A 17,785-nucleotide genomic window follows, 5' to 3' on the forward strand; every position below is an offset into this window, starting at 1 on the left:
GTTGAAGGAGAAGTCGGCTGTGGGCGTCCACGAGGTGGTGGACACCCACAGCCGTGTCTATTCAGTTGTCGAGGCTATCGATTCTCTAAGCCGGACAACACTTCTAGCCCATGACGGTCCCGGTCGACTCGGCATTGGGTGCCCGAAGGCGGGAGAATGCGCCGAGGTCGATTTCGAGCCCGGTGTGCATCCCGACATAGGTCAGGGGATCAGCGTCGTGATCGTGTCCAGCTTCCACCTGGTCGATGATCCTGGACATGAGGCGCCCGGCGATGGGCGCATTCTTGAATTGGTTTCCGCTGGTGCCCATGGCGACGTAGAAACCTCGTTTATCTGTCTTGTCGTAGATCGGGGTCCAATCAGATGCTGCGTCGTACACGCCGGCAATACCTTTCGGTTGTAACGGGACTTCCAAGCTGGGGAAACGTCTGGCGGCGCGGAAAACTTGCGCTTCGAACCGGGCAACAGTGCGATTCGGGTTCGCGGTATCAGGATCGTCGATCCACTCGAGCGGATCGCAATCCGGTTCGGTCCCGCCGACAAGGAAACCGTTCCCAGGTTCGGCTCGCATGTAGGTTCCGAGATCCAAATCGGCGATCATCGGGCCGAGGATCTCGTCGTCGTTGTACCCAGTGGGTGCGGTGACGTGATGGACCTCCTGACGCAAGGGCCGAACCGAAACCTTGAAGTCGGACCCGACATTCGACAGCTTGTTGAACTCTCCCGACCAGGGGCCGGCAGCGTTGACGACAATCTTGGATTTCACACTTTCCCCGTCGTGGAGCCCTAACTGCCAGATGCCGTCAGACAACTGCTCGACTGCCACCACACGCGTGTTGTACGCGAAAACCGCACCGTGCGAACGTGCTGCCGCAGCAAGATTCGCGGCGGCCAGTTGCGGGTCGTCGACGAACCCCGCCTGAGGTGTGTACAGCGCTCCGAGCGTGGTTTCCGCATCTGCGAAGAATGACTCCGAGTCGATTGGCTTGGGCGGATAGTATTTACCTGCGTCGATACCGGGAATTTTCTCGACGAGTGTCGTTGCGTCCCAGAGCTGGTAGTCGATTCCGATCTTCTCGAATAATCCAATCGTGCGCGCGTGGGGTGCGACGTCGACGTCGAGCAGTGCCATTCCGCATTGCCGAAACTTCGCAAGCGCGCCGTCGACTGTCGCGTTGAGATGCTCGTTCCAGTTTTGCCAGCAATGCAGCGACTCCCAAGCTGCAGCCATACCGTCGAATGTGGAGTAGTTGAACCGGATAACCGCACTGGATGCACTGGTCGAGCCGTAGCCCGGACCGCCAGACTTGTCGATGACCAGGACTTCGTAACCTCGAGCGGCCAGTTCATAAGCGATGGAGCTGCCGATTACTCCAGCTCCGACGACAACTGCGTCGGTCTTGTTGTTAGGCACTTTCGGCCCCTCCTTCTTGTGGCTTCGCCAGGTCGAAAGCGCATCTCTTCGACTGGCGAGCTTGGGTTCTTGGTAAGCCTGACGGCTTCGACCTCCTCTGGAGAGCCGCACCCCGACTTCTCGGAATGGGCTCTGCCTTGCCTGATTTCGCACCTGAAGGCCCAGAAGATCGTCATCCTCAACTCTCGCTCGGCGGCACGCGGAACGCTATCGACAGCTGCGCAAAAAATCGCAACCATGGCGCGCCCATTGTCAGAAATGTTTCGTCGAACTGCTCTGCGTGGCTGACCGGTCTTTCGTTTCCGGAATCCCTCGCCACAGAATGGGAAGCGCGATCAAAGCGATGGCGGTTGCGTAGAAGGCCGGCGACAGATGGCTTCCTGTGGCGTTGACCAACGATGCGCACACCAGAGGCGCAGTTCCCGCAAAGAGCGCATACGCGACGTTGTAAGGGATTGCCGTGCCGGTGAATCGCGCATGCGTCGGCATCATTTCGAGAATTACGAGCAAAGCGGAAGCAAGTAAGGAGAGCGCGACGACCAGAGCGGCCAGGGCAACGGCAATCGCGAAAGCATTCCCGGTGCCGATGAGCATGTAGCTGGGCACCGATACGAAAACTGACATCACCATCCCGATTCTGACGAGTGGCCTCCGGCCGATTCGGTCGACTGTGGCGCCGAAGAAGATGAACAGCGGGACTGCGAGAACCAAAGCGCCGGTTGTCATCAGCAGTGCAACCGTGCTCGGAACATCGGCTGAGAGAACCAGAAATGTCGGCATGTAGCCGAGCAGCATATGAGTAACGACACCGAGCGAGGCGAAGTACACGAAGGACGTGAGCAGAGTCCGCCAGTGATTGCGGAACAGATCTGCCAGTGGGCGGGTTGGAAGGGAATCGTTTTCTTGCATTTCCTTGAACGCCGGAGTCTCCTCGACGGCAAGCCTCATGAACAGACCCACCATGGCGACAACGCCTCCGATGATGAACGGCCAACGCCATCCTCCGTCGGCGAAGTGCTCAGCGCCGACCGAGCTGAATGACAAGACTGTGACCGTGGCCAAGATGCTGCCGACGAACGACGAAGAACTGATTATCCCTGCGTACAAGCCTCGGCGGTGGGACGGCGCATGCTCGACGACGAAGGTGGCAGCTCCGGTGTATTCGCCCCCGGCCGAGAATCCTTGAACCAATCGGCACAGCAGCAGCAACAGCGGTGCGGCAACACCGATCGAAGCGTATGTCGGTAGGAGACCGATAGCCGCCGTCGAGCAGCCCATGAGCGTGATTGCCAGGGACAATGATCTCCGTCGGCCGAGACGGTCACCCAGTCTTCCGAAGAAGATGCCGCCGGCAGGTCTGGCCAAGAATGCGACTCCGTAAAGAGCGAAGGTGGCAAGCAGTGCGCCACTGCCGAACTCCGGAGGGAAGAACACTGTCGCGAGAACTGCGGCTGTGAATCCGTAGATCGTGAAATCGAACCATTCGACGATGTTGCCTGTCGCGCCGGCAATCAGGGCCCTACGGCGCGCGGATCGACGTTCCGGTGAAGTCGCGGTCTCCTGCTCTACAGGAGCATTTGCTGTGCCGGTCATACTGATTCCTCTCGGGATATGCTGAATGGCAACGTTTTTGTGACGTCACAGTCGTCATTCGAGGTATTCGAAATTGAAAGAGGTCGGTGGGATCCGACATTGAACTGGTGAACGTAGGGCATTGTCGATTTCGGGTCGGAGGCGACTTTGCCAGAGGGAATTCGTGCCGGGCGGGCCTCGGGCTCAACTTTGCAAATCTCACGGCTGCAACAGATCTCGTCGCTGCTGAACGTCCGACCTCTCGATGCCACGTCTGCCGGGTCGCAGACCGAGTGAAGACGTTCCGGGTCTCGAGTGCTTCGGCATGAAGCGAGCTTATGGTGCGAAAGTTAGTTGCATCACTGGCATTTGTGCAAAATGCCGACGATAGATTTGGTCATTTGTTGCAAAAAGGAGAGCGCAACTCGTACAGTTCGACCATGGCCGGAGAACTACAGCATTTGGTGGACACCACCGGGCGCCGTCTCGACCGTTCCGTTGCGATCGATGATGCACAGATCCGTCTACTCGCGTACAACTCCCATGACAGTGCCGTTGATCCCGTCAGGATGAATTCCGTTCTACAGCGGAATGTTTCACGTGAGATCGTAGACTTCATTTTCTCGAGTGGAGGCCGTGAAGCCCTTGATGTCTTCGCTGTTCCCGTCAACGAGGAACTAGGGCTGACCCTTGGCCGGGTCGGGATGCCGATCCGGTACCGCAATGCGCTGCTGGGCTTCGTCTGGCTGTTGACTTCGGAGGGCGACGTTGACGAGGATCAAGCCGAGGTCTTGAGGCGCACGGCTGACGCGGCAGCAACGATCCTTCACCGAGAACAGCTACTGGACGAGTTGTCTCGAAGTCGGGAGCGGGAACTTACTCGTGACGTACTTTCCGGCGAGCGGTCGCTCCGCGAGGACGCGGCAAACAGGTTGGCCGAGGGGGGCTTGTTGGCAGCGGGTCCAGCAGTCGTGGTCACTATGTTGCTCCGTCCTGTCGACCGGTCGACATTGACCGAAAGAGATCGTCTGAGTGTTGCCGTCGGCGTCGATCAGCTTCGGCGGAGGCTCCCGCGGAACAGTGCAATCCAACTCGACCGCCCCGACCACAGTCTGCTCATCGTATCGGTGGCCGAACGCTCGACGCATACCCATCTGGACTCGCTGATCGTTGCAGCCCAAAAGCGAATCTTGTCTGAAAGTGGGCGTCAGAACCTGGACTGTTGGGTTGGTATCGGTGAATCGCGAACCTCGGTTGCAGACGTGCGCGAATCCTACGAAGAGTCCAGGCGTTCCGCAGATGTGGCCCAGGTCGTCAAGGTGCTCGGAAATGTTGTGCGGTATCGGGATCTCGGTGTCTACGGCCTTCTGGCCGAACTGTCGGAGGATCGGCTCGAGAACAGTATTCATTCTGGGCTGCAGTCCTTGCTCAGCCATGAGGACACCAAGAGTGAGGCCCTACTCGCGACGCTGGAGAGCTTTTTGGACAATGCCGGTGACGTAAAGCGAACGTCCGAGGCGCTCTGTGTGCATCGGGGGAGCTTGTACTATCGGTTGCGGCGAATTCAGGAGATAACACGCGCAGACCTGGCAAACGGCGACGACCGGTTGGCCTTGCATTTGAGCCTGAAAGTCGCGCGACTGTTGGATCTCCGATGATCCCGATCCGAGAAGAGGGACAGCGGAAGAATCCAGCGGCTCAACGTAGTTGGCGGCTTTCGATCATCAAGCGGGATGGTTCAGGGGGTGGGAAAGGCAGCGCGTCGTTCATCGGCCGGGATGAGTCGGCTTGACCTGCTGAGATGTTCATACGTTTGATCGGGCATCTTCTATTTTCTTGTCGGCAGATGCGGCGGAGTGCAACTTTTTCGGGCATTGAAAGTGCAGAATCGTCGAGATGAGTGTCGAGCTGTGTGAAGAACGCGCGTTTTTGCAAACCGAAATGACGACGAATTTGGTCTGAGTCCGGTCCTCCAGTACGCAGATGTTTGCGCGCAAACTGGACTATTTTTTGCCGACTGCGAACAGAGGATTTCGCGTCCATTCCCGTTGGCTCCCTTTATGGTTGGAGTGGATCAGGCACCTTAGTCGGAGCGATGTGTACGCACCCCTTCACTGCAGGTCTGGTCTGATCTTTCCGAAGTTGGAGTCGCGGAGATATATGCAGTTGTCCGAGATCGTTCCCCCGATATTGAACAAATGCGCAAGATCGGATTGTGGACGTTGATTGCTGCACGTCTATCCACTTGCTTGTTGGTGAGCAGGCTGGTCAGTACGACACGGTATCGGTGATGTTGCCGGCCTATCGCCAAACGGTGAAATGGTTCTGCCAGGAGAACGACACGTTTTTGCCGGCATTCGAGACGACAACTCCGCGCGGATCGACTTCTGGCGGAAGGGGAACCGACCACATCATCTTTCCGTCGCGAGCCCGGATTGCGTGCATGCCGGTGTAGTCGCTGAAGACGAAGTGGTCGCCATCGGTCGCTCCGTTTCGAACCCAGTACGCGTCTTGCCAGGGTGTCTGCCACAGCTGTCGACCACTCTCGACGTCGAGACCCGAGATTGTGCGGGTCTCCGGTGAGGTGACCAGGATTGTCTTTCCTACCACTGCGGCAATGGCGCTTCCCGTCCCGGCCATCTCGGTATTGACGATTTGTGAACTGCGCCAAAGTTCGTCACCGGACTCCGGGTCGTAGGCGCCGTCGCCGAGAAACATCGGCACCGCTGTCGAGGGCTTACTCGGGTAGGACGACGATGAGGAAGAGGGAATCGGTATCGCACGAATCGTGGATCCGTCGGAAGCCAAAAGGTTTTGGGTTCCTACATAGCCTGATCTGCCACCGACACTGGTGAGGAACAATCCGTTCCCGGCAGGGACGAGCGAATCACCCTCGAATCTGAATCGTTCTGCGCCGGAATCCAGATCGTAGATTCGATAGCGGTACTGTGGGTCCCCGCCATCGCCCTGTTCCATCGCAATGACCGTGTTGGTGCTCGGGATCGTGTAGACCGATCCGAACCTTTCACTTGGTTCGAAGGTGCGAACGAAGTTGGCCGTCACATCGGTGGTGTTGCCGCTGGCAAGAATTCGTGTGCGAACGGTTCCGTCCACTCTCTCGCCGGACGTGTACACAGTGTCTCCGGTGATGGCGGCACCACTGAGATCGAAGTCGGTTCCGAGGTCGGACAACAGAGTTCCGGTCGCGGTATCGACAAAGATCATTCGTCGATCGCCCCAGCACGCGATGATCGTGGACTCGTTCTGTTGGCTGCACTGGCCGATGACTCCGCCGATTCGTGTTTTCCACAGCGGACTTCCGTCGTCGGGATTCACACCGACCAGTGAGACGTCACCGACTCCCTGGCCCGACGAAGACTCGTCGGTCTTGGGCAGGGGATAAGCCGTCGCGGCCACCAGCACGTCACCGACCTGGTACGTGTTTCCGTAGCCGTAGTAGCGATCGAGGCCGGAAGGCATCGACAACAACACGTCGCCGGAGTTATCCGTGAGGGTTCGGACATCGAGTTCCCAGGCTTGTTGCGGAGGATCGGAGAGGTCCACGTCGACAACGCCCTGCTCGACGATTGGACCGCCTGACTTCTGCTTCGGCGAGGCCGCTTCAGTGGAGTCGGAGAGTGCCGATACGACGATGAACGCGATCGCCACGATCAACGCCAACCCGAGGGCGACCAGTTTCCAGTGTTCCTTCAACCGAAGCTGCATCGAAAGACCGTAACCGATCGAGCAAACTGAACGGTTCGTTTCGCTGCCCGCCGGGCTTGATCCTGGCCGCGAGATCGCTCCCAAGGCCTACCTCGCGTCAGTGCCGGGTAGCGTTTGGTCTCCGACCAAGAGACTGAGGACCGACTGCTGCGCATGGTGAAAGCTCGGGAGAAAGTGCGGATCGTGGGTCGTCATCGCTACCCGTTCCGCCACCCCGGGGACGCTACGGGCCGCACCGACCAAGTATCACCGTGACATCTTCGAACCCGCCCGGTGATCGCGCCACACCGGACCCGGACCTGCACGGCCCGCGCGTGGCGGAGGTCTTCGCTCAGCTCTTCGACGCCCATGCCGCAGATCTTCGCCGGTACGTGTGCGCTCGAGCCGGCGAACATCACGCCGACGACCTCGTCGCTGAGGCTTTTGCCGTCGCAATCGATCGTCGATCCACCTACGACGCTGGTCGGGCTCCCGTTCGAGCTTGGCTGTTCGGCATTACCCACACCCTGCTCCGGGCACACTTTCGTTCCCAGGATCGCGCCGAACGCGCACTCGCGCGGGTACATGGCGAACGCGTCGTGTCCGAGACTGCGCCGGAAGACCTTGTCACGGCTCGGGTGGACGCGTCCCGTCGCCTCGAGGTGATCGCGTCGGCCCTCGCCGAGCTGACCGAGGACGAACGCGACGTGCTCCTCCTCTCGTCCTGGGCCCATCTCGAACCGGCCGAGATCGCGGAGATCCTGTCCGTGCCGGCCAGCACTGTCCGGTCCAGGCTGCACCGCACGCGTACTCGCCTGCGGACTTTGCTGCTCGACTCCGAAAACCTCCAACAAGCCTCGGGAGAGAACTGATGCCGAATCCTCGGACCGATCCCCTGGACGACACGTTGCTCGAACTCCGCGATGCGCTCGACAAGCCGGACGTCGACGCGTTGGCAGCGATCCGGAATCGGGTCCTCGCCGACGCGGAAGCGGCGGAAAGTTCTCCGCCGGTACCCAGTCGCAGGTTTGCTCTGCGGCGCGTGCCCGCTTCGGTCTACGCCGGTGCCGCGGTGCTCATGGCCGTCTGCCTGGCTGCGGTGCTGGTGCAGTTCACACCTGCAGAGCAGACAGGCACTACGGGTGGTGCGTCGCTGCCGGTGCCTTCCATCGAACTCGCCTCCGCCGAACACGTCCTACAACAAGCCGCGCGCTCGCTCGAATCGATCGAGATGACCTCCGCTCGACAGGGACCGTTTCGACTCGTCGAGGAGCACGCGTGGGTCCAACAGGGGATGGAGTTCGGATCTCCCTACGAAGCAGGTCCCGACGCTCCACGCAACGGCTACACCTACCTGCTCGAAACCCGTTCGCAGCTATGGATTCCGGCAGACGAAACACAAGAATGGCTCGAGCGGCGGTCAACTGGCCAGTCGCGGTGGCTCGGCGGCACGACGCCGGAGAGTGAATCAGCTCTCTACATCGACGAAACCCGAAACGGGGAATGGCGTGCCCGCTGCGGCAGATTCTTCGACGACAATCGCGACAACATCAACTGCGTTCCGGACGACTGGGACGACCCCAACTTCTATCGGTCGCTGCCCGCTGACCCCGAGGGGTTGCTTCGATGGTTGCGCGACTACACGGCGCCGCGCGGTTCGACGCCGGAAGCGATGTTCCACATCGCGATTGAAATACTGAGAGCCGGCATGATGCCGCCAGATGTCAAAGCGCAGTGGTATCGCGCGATCGCCGGAATCGATGGTGTGGAGACCGTGGAACAGACCACGCTCGACGGTCGGGTCGGAATCGCACTCGGACTCAACGGCGTTCGCGAGCGTCGCGACTTGATCATCGATCCGGGTACCGGCGAGTTCATCGGCGAACGACGGGTCGCGGGCGCCGCTCCGGAAGATCCTTGGATAGCCCCCGGTACCGTGTTGGGGACAAGTTCGATCACTGTCCGGTCCGTCGACGAACTGGGATACGAATAGAGAACGTGCTCGGTGTGACGAAGTGTGGTGGCCTCGTACACACGAGACCACCACACCGGCGGCGTCAGACGTAGGGCGAGTACGCCGGGAGATCCAACTGACCGTTGCCCGAAAGGCCGATAACGATCACCTCGGGTTCGGTGACGGCACGAGCGTGAGCGATGGCGCCGGCAACTGCGTGGGTCGATTCCGGAGCCGGGATGATTCCTTCGGCGCGGGCGAAGATCAGACCGGCCTGGAGTGCGTCGTCCTGATCGACGGCAATCGCATCCATGAGTCCGAGGTTGACCGCGTGCGAGACCATCGGCGACATGCCGTGGTAGCGGAGGCCACCGGCATGGATGGCCGGCGGTACGAAATCCTTACCCAGAGTGTGCATCTTGAGCAGCGGCGTCAGGCCGGCGACGTCACCGAAGTCGTAGCGGTACTCGCCCTGGGTGAGGGACGGGCATGCCGACGGCTCGCAGGCGACCAGACGAGTCTTGGTGCCTTCGCGAAGGTTTCGTCCCAGGAACGGGAAGGTGAGTCCGGCGAGGTTGGAACCGCCACCGGCGCAACCGAACACGGTGTCGGGGACGGCGTCGCCGGCTTCTTCGAGCTGGACCATTGCTTCCTGACCGATCACGGTCTGGTGCAGCATGACGTGGTTCAGCACGCTACCGAGTGAGTAGTGCGTGTTCGGATCCTGCGCGGCGACCTCGACGGCCTCACTGATGGCCATACCAAGTGAGCCAGTGGTGTCGGGATGCGACTTCAGCAGTGCGCGTCCGGCTTCCGTCAAGTCGGAAGGCGACGGGTGACAGATTCCGCCGTACGCCTCCATCTGGATGCGGCGGTACGGCTTCGAATCGAAGGAGGAGCGAACCTGCCAAACCTCGACGTCGAGTCCGAGCAGCGCGCCCGCGAACGACAGCGACGCACCCCACTGGCCCGCACCGGTTTCGGTGGTGAGCTTGGTGGTTCCCTCGATTGCGTTGTAGTAAGCCTGCGCGACAGCAGTATTCGGCTTGTGTGAACCGACCGGGCTCACGCCTTCGTACTTGTAGTAGATGCGGGCGGGTGTGCCCAGAGCGCGCTCGAGTCGGTGTGCACGGAACAGGGGAGAAGGCCTCCACATGCCGTAGATCTCGCGAACCGTCTCCGGGATCTCGATGTAGCGCTCGGTTGCGACTTCCTGCGCAATGAGATTCATCGGGAACAGCGGCGCCAAGTCCTCGGGGCCGAGCGGCTCCCGCGTGCCCGGATGCAGGTGCGGGGGAACAGGCTCGGGGAGGTCGGCCGCCAAGTTGTACCAGTGCGTCGGCACTTTCGACGGGACAGAAACGCCCAAAGGCTCGAGCGAACGGTTGAGTGGGGTGGTGGTCAACTAACTCTCCTTCGTGGATTCGGTACCTGATCTTGGCGGTCGCAGCGACGACGCGTACGGCATTTGCCGGATCGGGGATCCTGAGAGGAGCCTGCTGGACCACCCGATATCGGTCCGGGCAGCACGCAGTTGCGGCTGACCGTCAGCGGTCGGGCCACCAGAGGTGCGCAGTGAGCAGGGTCACGAGCCGATCGTACATCGACACTCGCGCCCTGCTCACGTCGGGCTTAGCGAAAGATCATGCACGTCGTGGTTCCATGCGCCACCAACTTGCCGTCCTTGTCGAGTACCTTGCCCTCCGCGGTCGCGGTACGCCCACCCACGTGAATGACACTGCCGTGTGCGGTCAGTTCATCGCCGTCGAGAGGCACGGTGCGGATGTAGTTGAGCTTGAGTTCGAGGGTCGTATATCCGACGCCGGCCGGAAGCATGGTGTGTACCGCGCAGCCCATGACCGAGTCGAGCAGCGTTGCGCAGATGCCGCCGTGGACCGTGCCGAGGGGATTGCTGAAATCAGCGCGCGGCGTCAGAGCGAAGCTCACGGATCCTTCGTTGACCTCGCGCATCTCCATCCCGAGGAGGCGCCCGATGCTCGGGCGATCGTTGACTTGTGTCCCCATCCAGCGGAGAAGTTCGAGGCCTGTCATCTGCGCCGGATCGACGGTCGCTGTTGTCTCGTCACTCATTGTTTCATCCCATCACTATGTAGGTCGTCATACATAACGTAGCGTATGAGTCGACAGGTGTACCGACGGCCGAAGGATCTGTGACATGGCAGAGCTGAGCTCACGTGATCGCATGATTCGCAGTGCGGTTGAACTGATCAGCCGCAACGGTGTCGACGCGACGTCCTTCAGTGACGTCATCAAGCACAGCGGCGCACCCCGTGGGTCGATCTACCACCACTTTCCTGGCGGTAAGACCGAGTTGATGGTCGAAGCCGTGCGTGCGGCCGGCGCGATCATCACCAGACGAATCAGCTCGGCTGCGGCTACCGGTTCCACTGCCGACGTGATCGAAGCGGTCGGCGACATCTGGCGACTCAATCTCACGCGCTCGGACTTCGCGATCGGCTGTCCGGTGATTGCCGGCGGATTGGCCCGTGCCAGTGAACCGGAGGTCGCGGAAGTGGCGGCTGAAGTCCTACTGGGATGGCAGAAGTTGATCGAATCACAACTCGAAACCGCGGGTTATCCTGTAGTGCAAGCAAAATCGATGGCAAATTTGACGATCACGTCGGTCGAAGGTGCCGTGGCTGTATGCCAGACGACTCGAAGTATCGAACCGCTCGAACAGGTCATCGCTTCGCTGCAGGGGCTTTCGCGTTCGCAAGCGTGGTCGAGCTGAGCGCTCGGGGGTTGACTTCGGCCGTCGAGTATCCGTAACTTCATGTAACGGCTAATTGGGCAGGAGCGGGCGATGACACATTGGTTCGACCTCGAACCGGTCGGTGTCGATTTCTTCGACGCGGCACCGCATATCTTCACGTACTCGATCGATCTCGCCGCCGAACCGGATGACGTCTGGGCCGGTCTGACTGCGGACGAACCGTTGTCGTGGTGCCGACTGCTCACGAAAGTTCACTACACCTCGCCTCGCCCGTACGGTGTCGGCACACGGCGAATCGCGGAGGTGGGCGGTGGTGCGATGCAGATGCGCGAAAAGTTCATCACCTGGGACGACGAAACACGTCGGCACTCGTTCTACGTCGAGCAGTCGAATGTTCCACTGTTCCAATCCTTTGCCGAGGACTACCGCGTCGACGAACTTGCAGTGGGCTCGAGACTGCAGTGGACCTTTGCATTCTCACCGCGTCCGAAGCTGTCGCTCGCGGTACGCGGCGGTCTGCCGGTCAACTCACTGATCTTCTCGAGCTTCGTGCGCGATACCAAGCGGCACTTCGGTTCTGCGCCCCGCCATTGACCTTCTTCCCCCATTCACGCGAGAGGCATTCATGACCACGCTCGGAGAATCGCTGACTTTGCCCTGTGGGCAGATACTGCGAAATCGGACCATGAAAGCTGCGCTCAGCGAGGCTCTGGGGGACCGGACACATGGACCGTCCACCCGACTGGAAACTCTGTACGGTCGTTGGGGCAGCGGCGGGTTCGGGTTGCTGATCACCGGCAATGTCATGGTCGATCGATCTCAGATCGCCGAACCGGGCAACGTCGTGGTCGACGACGATCGAGATGCCGAAGCGCTGACGGCTTGGGCCAAGACTGCCAAGAACGGCGGCGCCGAGATCTGGATGCAGCTGAACCACCCAGGGCGACAATCCAACCCGATTGCCAGCAGGGGCCGCCCGGTCGGCCCGAGTCCGATCGCGCTGAAGATCCCGGGAATGGCTGCGCCGCGAGAACTCTCGACCGCCGAGATCGAAGACATCATCAACAGGTTCGCGGAAACCGCTCGCGTCGCCGAGTCCTCGGGATTCGGAGGCGTACAGATCCACGCAGCGCACGGTTATCTTGTTGCGCAGTTCCTTTCGCCGTTGTCCAATCAGCGCACGGACGAGTGGGGTGGAGATCCCGAGCGTCGCCGACGCTTTCTGATCGAGATCGTTCGGCGCATACGCTCTACCGTTGCTCCCGGATTCGCGGTCTCGGTCAAACTCAACTCGGCTGATTTTCAGCGCGGTGGCTTCTCCGAAGACGAGTCGCGAGAAGTAGTGCGCGCGTTGACCGAAGAGTCGGTGGATCTCATCGAGATCAGCGGTGGCAGCTACGAGTCGCCGGCCATGATGGGTAAAGCGCAGAAGCAGAGCACTCGTGACCGAGAAGCATACTTTCTCGAATATGCCGAGACTGTCCGGGCGATCGCCGGCGACATTCCGTTGGCAGTCACGGGCGGCTTCCGCTCGCGATCGGCGATGGTCGAGGCACTCGCTTCCGGCGCGTGCGACGTGATCGGCCTCGGCCGGCCGACGATCACCATTCCCGACGCGGCAAGCGTTCTCCTGGAATCGGATCGGGAACGATTGAACGTCCCGACTGTCGAGTTTGGAGCGCGAAAATTGTTGGGGAAGGTTGCCGACATCTCGATGCTCGACGGTGCACTCGACTTGCAGTGGCACACCGATCAGTTGCACAGAATGGGCGACGGCAACGAGCCGGATCCAGCTCGTCCGTGGTGGAAGACCCTCGGAACCATGGTGAGGCGAAACGGAATCGATGCGCTTCGCCCCACCAAACGAGCGGCTTGATCAGCTCGGCGCACCGATATTGAGTTCATCGGGATGCGCGCCGACGCGCGTGCCGTCGTCGAGAGTGTCGATTTCGCTCAGATCGAGATCAGTGAGTTCGAAGTCGAATACGTCGATGTTCTGAGCGATCCGAGCGTCGTGCACTGATTTCGGGATGACGATCAGGCCGTTCTGAAGGTGCCAGCGGATGAGGACCTGTGCGGCAGTCTTGCTGTGGCGGTCACCGATTCGAGTGATGATCGGATCGGTGAGCAGCGTGTTGGGCTTCGAAGCCTTACCCCAACCTGCGTTGCTGGTGCCGCCGAGTGGGCTCCACGATTCGACCTTGATCCCGTGCTCGGCGGCCTTGTCCCGGATCGCGTGTTGCGTGAGGTGCGGATGCAGTTCCACCTGATCGACGGCGGGCAACATTCCGCCGCGATCGACAAGAAGCTGCAGATGGTGCGGCTCGAAGTTGCACACCCCGATTGCCTTGGCACGGCCCGATTCCGCGATCTTTTCGAGTGCTTCCCAAGTGCGGAGAAGGCGGTCGTTGTCCTGCAGCGGCCAGTGGATCAGGTAGAGGTCGACGTAGTCGACGCCAAGCTTGTCGATACTGGTGTCGAAAGCCTTCAACGCCGGCTCGTAGCCCTGGTCCGCGTTCCACAGCTTCGTGGTGAGGAAGATGTCCTCTCGCGCGACGGACGAGTTGGCGATACCTCGTCCGACGCCCTCTTCGTTTCCGTACGCGGCTGCAGTGTCGATGTGCCGATAGCCGGCCTCGTCGAGTGCGAACCGCACTGCATGCTCGGTTTCGTCGTTGGTGGCCTGCCAGACTCCGAGGCCGAGTTGCGGGATCGTGGTTCCGGAATTCAGCGTGATGTCAGGATTGCTCATGGATCAAGGCTAGCGATCTCCAGCCTTCCTCGCCGGGGTCAGAGCGTGGCAGCCGAGTACCCATGTGCTGCTGCGACACTGTCCGACAAGAGCAGACCGTCGTGTGTACTCAGTCCCGATTCCAGGCCGGGAACAGTCGCGACGGCGGCCTTCCATCCCTTGTCGGCCAATGCGACGACGTACGGAAGTGTCGCGTTGGTGAGCGCGTACGTCGATGTGCGGGGAACGGCGCCGGGCATGTTCGCAACGCAGTAGAAGACCGAACCGTGAACCTGGTACGTCGGATCGGCGTGGGTGGTCGCGTGCGAGTCCTCGAAGCAGCCGCCCTGGTCGATGGCGATGTCGACCAGTACCGAACCCGGCTTCATGCGCGCGACCAGGCTGTTGGACACGAGAGTGGGAGCCTTCGCCCCTGGGACCAGCACTGCGCCGATGACGAGATCGGCGTCGAGAACTGCCTGTTCCAGTTCGAGGCTGTTGGACGTGATGGTCTTGACCTGGCCGTGGTACAGCTCGTCGATTTCCCGCAGACGCGCGATCGACAGATCGAGAACGGTGACGTCGGCCTGCATGCCGTAGGCCACGGCGATGGCGTTCTTGCCGGAGACTCCCGCACCGATCACCACGACCTTGGCAGGACGTACTCCCGGCACGCCGCCCATCAGCACTCCGCGTCCGCCGCCGTGACGCATCAAGTGGTAGGCGCCGGCCTGCGGTGCAAGGCGTCCGGCTACTTCGCTCATCGGGGCGAGGAGCGGCAGTGAACCGTCGGAACCGACAACGGTTTCGTAGGCGATGGAGGTGGTCTTCGACGCCAGGAGCGCGTCGGTGCATTCCTTCGACGCCGCCAGGTGCAGGTAGGTGAAGAGCACCTGATCCTTACGGAGGCGCGAATACTCCTCTGCAATAGGTTCTTTGACCTTGAGGAGCAGATCTGCGTCCGCCCAGACCTGATCCGCGGACCCGAGGATCTGTGCGCCCGCAGCCTTGAAATCCTCGTCGCTGAAGGAGGAACCGACGCCTGCACCCGTTTCGATGACGACCTCGTGCCCTCGGCCGACCAGTTCGTGCACGCCTGCTGGGCTGATGGCCACGCGATACTCGTGGTTTTTGATTTCGCGGGGGATTCCGACCTTCATGACACGGCTCCGAACTGAGTCTGTTGTTTCTTCGAATGGCAGGTGCCAAGCATGAAGTTTCGTCGTCAGATAGAGAAGAGAAGTGAAGATAATTCTCTACGCTGTATGCATGGTGCGTGAAAGTTCAAAAATCGGTATTCAGACGGCTGCCTCGCCGAAGCATGTTCGGGCAGCAATGAAGTTGGACGAGATCGACCGGGTTCTGCTCGAAGAGCTGGCGAAGGACGCGAGGATTCCGAACAATGCGCTGGCTGCGATCGCGGGAATTGCGCCGTCGACATGCCTCGGACGTGTGCGCGCCTTGGTGGACAACGGCGTGATCAGGGGATTCCATGCGGACATCGACCCCGCCGCTCTCGGAATGGATCTGCAGGCGATGATCGCAGTTCGACTGCAGGCCAACGCGCGGTCGCATCTCAACCGGCTCGGTGACGACTTCGCCAAGCTGGACTCCGTGCTCAACGTGTATTTCGTGGCCGGTGTCGACGACTACATGCTGCACGTCGCAACGACGGATTCGGCGAAGTTGCGTGACTTCGTCGTCAACAATCTCTCGGCGCATCCGGCGGTTGCTGCGACCGAGACGATTCTGATCTTCGAACATGTCAGGCCGCGAGGCGGTACTGCCTGATTCGTTCTCACCTGATGGCGGGGCGACGCCCGGACCAGGCGTTCTCGAGGAGTTCGCTCAGGCCCGGCGCGGTGATCTCACGCGGATTCGGATAGGCGGCGGAGGTCGCGAGTTCGACTGCCCGGCCGATCTGATCGTGACTCATTCCCACCTCTCGCAGAGAGGTCGGTCCGCCGCTCGCGGTGACGAGGTCGAATACGCCGCTGGCGGCATCGGATACACCCAGAGCGGTTGCTATTCGCGACATCACTTCCGGGACGGCAGGCGCGTTGAACGCCATTGCATGGGTGAGGACAACGGTGTGGGTGGGGGCGTGCGGCAAACCGAAGCTGCCGCCGAGGGTGTGGCACAACTTGTGATGAAGTCCCATGCCGACTGTGCCCAAGCAGGTTCCGGCCAACCAGGCAGATTGCAGCAGGTCGGCCCGGCCTTCCACATTTCTCCGATCATCGACGACGATCGGCAAAGCACGGGCGATCCCGGAGAGTGCCTCGATTGCCATCGAGTCGGTGATCGGATTGGATTCGGCGGAATACAACGCTTCAACCGCGTGAGCCATCGCGTTGACGGCGCTGGTGACGGTGGTGTCCAGCGGCAGATCGAGAGTGAGGTCGACGTCGTAGATGACGGTTTCGGGTCTGATGCGGGGTGACGAGCGAGTTGTCTTGCGTCCGTTCTCGGTTTCACCCAACACCGGAGTGACTTCTGATCCCGCATACGTCGTCGGAACGATGATCTGATCGAACCCCGCTCGCAGTGCGAGTGCTTTGGACAACCCGGTTGCCGAGCCGCCGCCGATCGCGACGACGGTGTCGACGTGATGGTGCTGGGCAAGTTTCAGCGCGGCTGTCGTGACTTCGATCGGAGTGTGCATCACGGCGCCGTCGAAGCGCACGACGGCCATGTCACCGAGAGATTCGGTGACGTCGGCGGCAAGCGCGTCCAGTCGACGGCTTGCCAGCACGATCACTCGGCTACGGCCGAGCCGTCTCACTTCTTCGGTGATCGAGCCGATCGTCCCTTGGCCGAAGACAATTCGAGCCGGTGAAGCGTCGTACGAGAAGGACTTCATGTCATCCCTGCGAAACGGTGGCGTGCATTTCCCAGACGATGACCTCGGCGCCGGTATCGGAACTGACCTGCTGGCCTCCGCCGCCGGACACTCGTACCGCGTCACCTTGTTCGAGCACTCCGACGCCTTCCATGGCCGCCTGACCGTCGGCGACAAAAACATGCAGGAACGGTGCGTCCGGCAGGGTCACGGGCTGTCCGGGTTGCAGACGCGCGACGTGCATCGCGGCGTACTTGTTCTTGATCCGGATTGCCGAGTGATCGGCGTACGCGTCCATACCCGAGGCGACGGGAACCAGTCCACCGGCAAGCAATTCGGCGTCGATCTCCAACTGCTCGTAGCCGGGGGTGATTCCGGCTTCGTCGGGGATGACCCACATCTGGATGAAGTGAACCGGGTCGCTGTGCTTGTCGGAGTGGCTGCCGGCCACGTCACCGAGTCGCCACGAGTCGTTCTTCTCGGAATGCAGGATGCCAGTTCCGGCGCTCATCCGCTGGGCGAGTCCGGGGTAGATGACCCCCGAATGACCCATCGAATCCTGATGCACGAGAGAACCTCTCAGAACCCAGGTGACGATCTCCATGTCCTGGTGCGGGTGGGTGTCGAATCCCATTCCCGGCGTGACGATGTCGTCGTTGTTGACCAGGAGAAGGCCGTGGTGAGTGTTCTTCGGGTCGTAGTGATTGCTGAACGAGAAGGAGTGCTTCGAGTCCAGCCAGCCCGCATTGGACTTGAAGCGATCGCCCGATCGGCGGACGTCGAAGTTCGGTAGCGACAAGGTGGAGGTCATGGGGTGCCTTCCGAATGGTGTG

General features: G+C 60.9%; 17 protein-coding genes. 7 read left to right on the plus strand and 10 right to left on the minus strand.

Annotated elements, in window-relative coordinates; translation table 11 throughout:
• Window positions 1–103: 103 nt before the first annotated feature.
• Together ACFWAD_RS18915 and ACFWAD_RS18920 are read right to left on the minus strand one after the other, a co-directional pair.
• Window positions 104–1,414, minus strand: coding sequence for an NAD(P)/FAD-dependent oxidoreductase (locus ACFWAD_RS18915; protein WP_378546530.1), 1,311 nt, complete (start codon window positions 1,412–1,414; stop codon window positions 104–106).
• A 252-nt stretch (window positions 1,415–1,666) separates the two neighbouring features.
• Window positions 1,667–3,007 (minus strand): MFS transporter, encoded by a 1,341-nt coding sequence (locus ACFWAD_RS18920; protein ID WP_378535104.1) that lies wholly within the window; start codon window positions 3,005–3,007, stop codon window positions 1,667–1,669.
• Between the two features lie 419 nt (window positions 3,008–3,426).
• On the opposite strand from ACFWAD_RS18920, the gene ACFWAD_RS18925 reads away from it, so the two are divergent.
• A complete protein-coding gene (locus ACFWAD_RS18925; RefSeq protein WP_378535106.1) occupies window positions 3,427–4,644 on the plus strand; it encodes a PucR family transcriptional regulator in 1,218 nt (405 codons plus the stop codon).
• Between the two features lie 40 nt (window positions 4,645–4,684).
• On the opposite strand, the gene ACFWAD_RS18930 is transcribed toward ACFWAD_RS18925, so the two are convergent.
• Window positions 4,685–5,029: a hypothetical protein gene (locus ACFWAD_RS18930; protein ID WP_378535108.1), complete on the minus strand. Its 345-nt coding sequence runs from the start codon at window positions 5,027–5,029 to the stop codon at window positions 4,685–4,687.
• Between the two features lie 258 nt (window positions 5,030–5,287).
• Window positions 5,288–6,712, minus strand: coding sequence for a PQQ-binding-like beta-propeller repeat protein (locus ACFWAD_RS18935; RefSeq protein WP_378546533.1), 1,425 nt, complete (start codon window positions 6,710–6,712; stop codon window positions 5,288–5,290).
• A 251-nt stretch (window positions 6,713–6,963) separates the two neighbouring features.
• On the opposite strand from ACFWAD_RS18935, the gene ACFWAD_RS18940 reads away from it, so the two are divergent.
• Entirely contained in the window at window positions 6,964–7,563 is a 600-nt protein-coding gene (locus tag ACFWAD_RS18940) for an RNA polymerase sigma factor (protein WP_378535112.1), read from the plus strand.
• Window positions 7,563–8,684, plus strand: coding sequence for a CU044_5270 family protein (locus ACFWAD_RS18945; RefSeq protein ID WP_378546536.1), 1,122 nt, complete (start codon window positions 7,563–7,565; stop codon window positions 8,682–8,684). The genes ACFWAD_RS18940 and ACFWAD_RS18945 overlap by 1 nt, the downstream gene beginning before the upstream one ends.
• A 64-nt stretch (window positions 8,685–8,748) precedes the next feature.
• Here the strand turns inward: ACFWAD_RS18945 and ACFWAD_RS18950 are convergent, their stop codons facing one another.
• Window positions 8,749–10,050: a TrpB-like pyridoxal phosphate-dependent enzyme gene (locus ACFWAD_RS18950; protein ID WP_283307245.1), complete on the minus strand. Its 1,302-nt coding sequence runs from the start codon at window positions 10,048–10,050 to the stop codon at window positions 8,749–8,751.
• Between the two features lie 227 nt (window positions 10,051–10,277).
• Window positions 10,278–10,736, minus strand: a complete 459-nt coding sequence (locus ACFWAD_RS18955; RefSeq protein ID WP_378448905.1) for a PaaI family thioesterase — start codon at window positions 10,734–10,736, stop codon at window positions 10,278–10,280.
• A gap of 85 nt (window positions 10,737–10,821) precedes the next feature.
• On the opposite strand from ACFWAD_RS18955, the gene ACFWAD_RS18960 reads away from it, so the two are divergent.
• The 3 genes from ACFWAD_RS18960 (at window position 10,822) to ACFWAD_RS18970 (ending at window position 13,255) form a co-directional block, all read left to right on the plus strand.
• Window positions 10,822–11,397: a TetR/AcrR family transcriptional regulator gene (locus ACFWAD_RS18960; RefSeq protein WP_378546539.1), complete on the plus strand. Its 576-nt coding sequence runs from the start codon at window positions 10,822–10,824 to the stop codon at window positions 11,395–11,397.
• A gap of 72 nt (window positions 11,398–11,469) precedes the next feature.
• Window positions 11,470–11,973: an SRPBCC family protein gene (locus tag ACFWAD_RS18965; protein ID WP_378546542.1), complete on the plus strand. Its 504-nt coding sequence runs from the start codon at window positions 11,470–11,472 to the stop codon at window positions 11,971–11,973.
• Window positions 11,974–12,004: 31 nt separating this feature from the next.
• Entirely contained in the window at window positions 12,005–13,255 is a 1,251-nt protein-coding gene (locus ACFWAD_RS18970; protein WP_378546545.1) for an NADH:flavin oxidoreductase/NADH oxidase family protein, read from the plus strand.
• On the opposite strand, the gene ACFWAD_RS18975 is transcribed toward ACFWAD_RS18970, so the two are convergent.
• A complete protein-coding gene (locus ACFWAD_RS18975) occupies window positions 13,256–14,131 on the minus strand; it encodes an aldo/keto reductase (RefSeq protein WP_378546548.1) in 876 nt (291 codons plus the stop codon). It lies immediately after the preceding gene.
• Between the two features lie 38 nt (window positions 14,132–14,169).
• Window positions 14,170–15,270: an alanine dehydrogenase gene (gene ald, locus ACFWAD_RS18980; RefSeq protein WP_378546551.1), complete on the minus strand. Its 1,101-nt coding sequence runs from the start codon at window positions 15,268–15,270 to the stop codon at window positions 14,170–14,172.
• A gap of 109 nt (window positions 15,271–15,379) precedes the next feature.
• Here ald and ACFWAD_RS18985 point away from each other — a divergent pair, with 109 nt between their 5' ends.
• A complete protein-coding gene (locus ACFWAD_RS18985; protein WP_378546555.1) occupies window positions 15,380–15,901 on the plus strand; it encodes an Lrp/AsnC family transcriptional regulator in 522 nt (173 codons plus the stop codon).
• A gap of 7 nt (window positions 15,902–15,908) precedes the next feature.
• Here the strand turns inward: ACFWAD_RS18985 and ACFWAD_RS18990 are convergent, their stop codons facing one another.
• Window positions 15,909–16,973, minus strand: coding sequence for a maleylacetate reductase (locus ACFWAD_RS18990; protein WP_378546558.1), 1,065 nt, complete (start codon window positions 16,971–16,973; stop codon window positions 15,909–15,911).
• Between the two features lies 1 nt (window position 16,974).
• Entirely contained in the window at window positions 16,975–17,763 is a 789-nt protein-coding gene (locus ACFWAD_RS18995; protein WP_378546562.1) for a pirin family protein, read from the minus strand.
• Window positions 17,764–17,785: the final 22 nt, after the last annotated feature.

It is taken from the genome of Rhodococcus sp. NPDC059969 (assembly GCF_042738325.1).
Taxonomy (GTDB): domain Bacteria; phylum Actinomycetota; class Actinomycetes; order Mycobacteriales; family Mycobacteriaceae; genus Rhodococcus_F.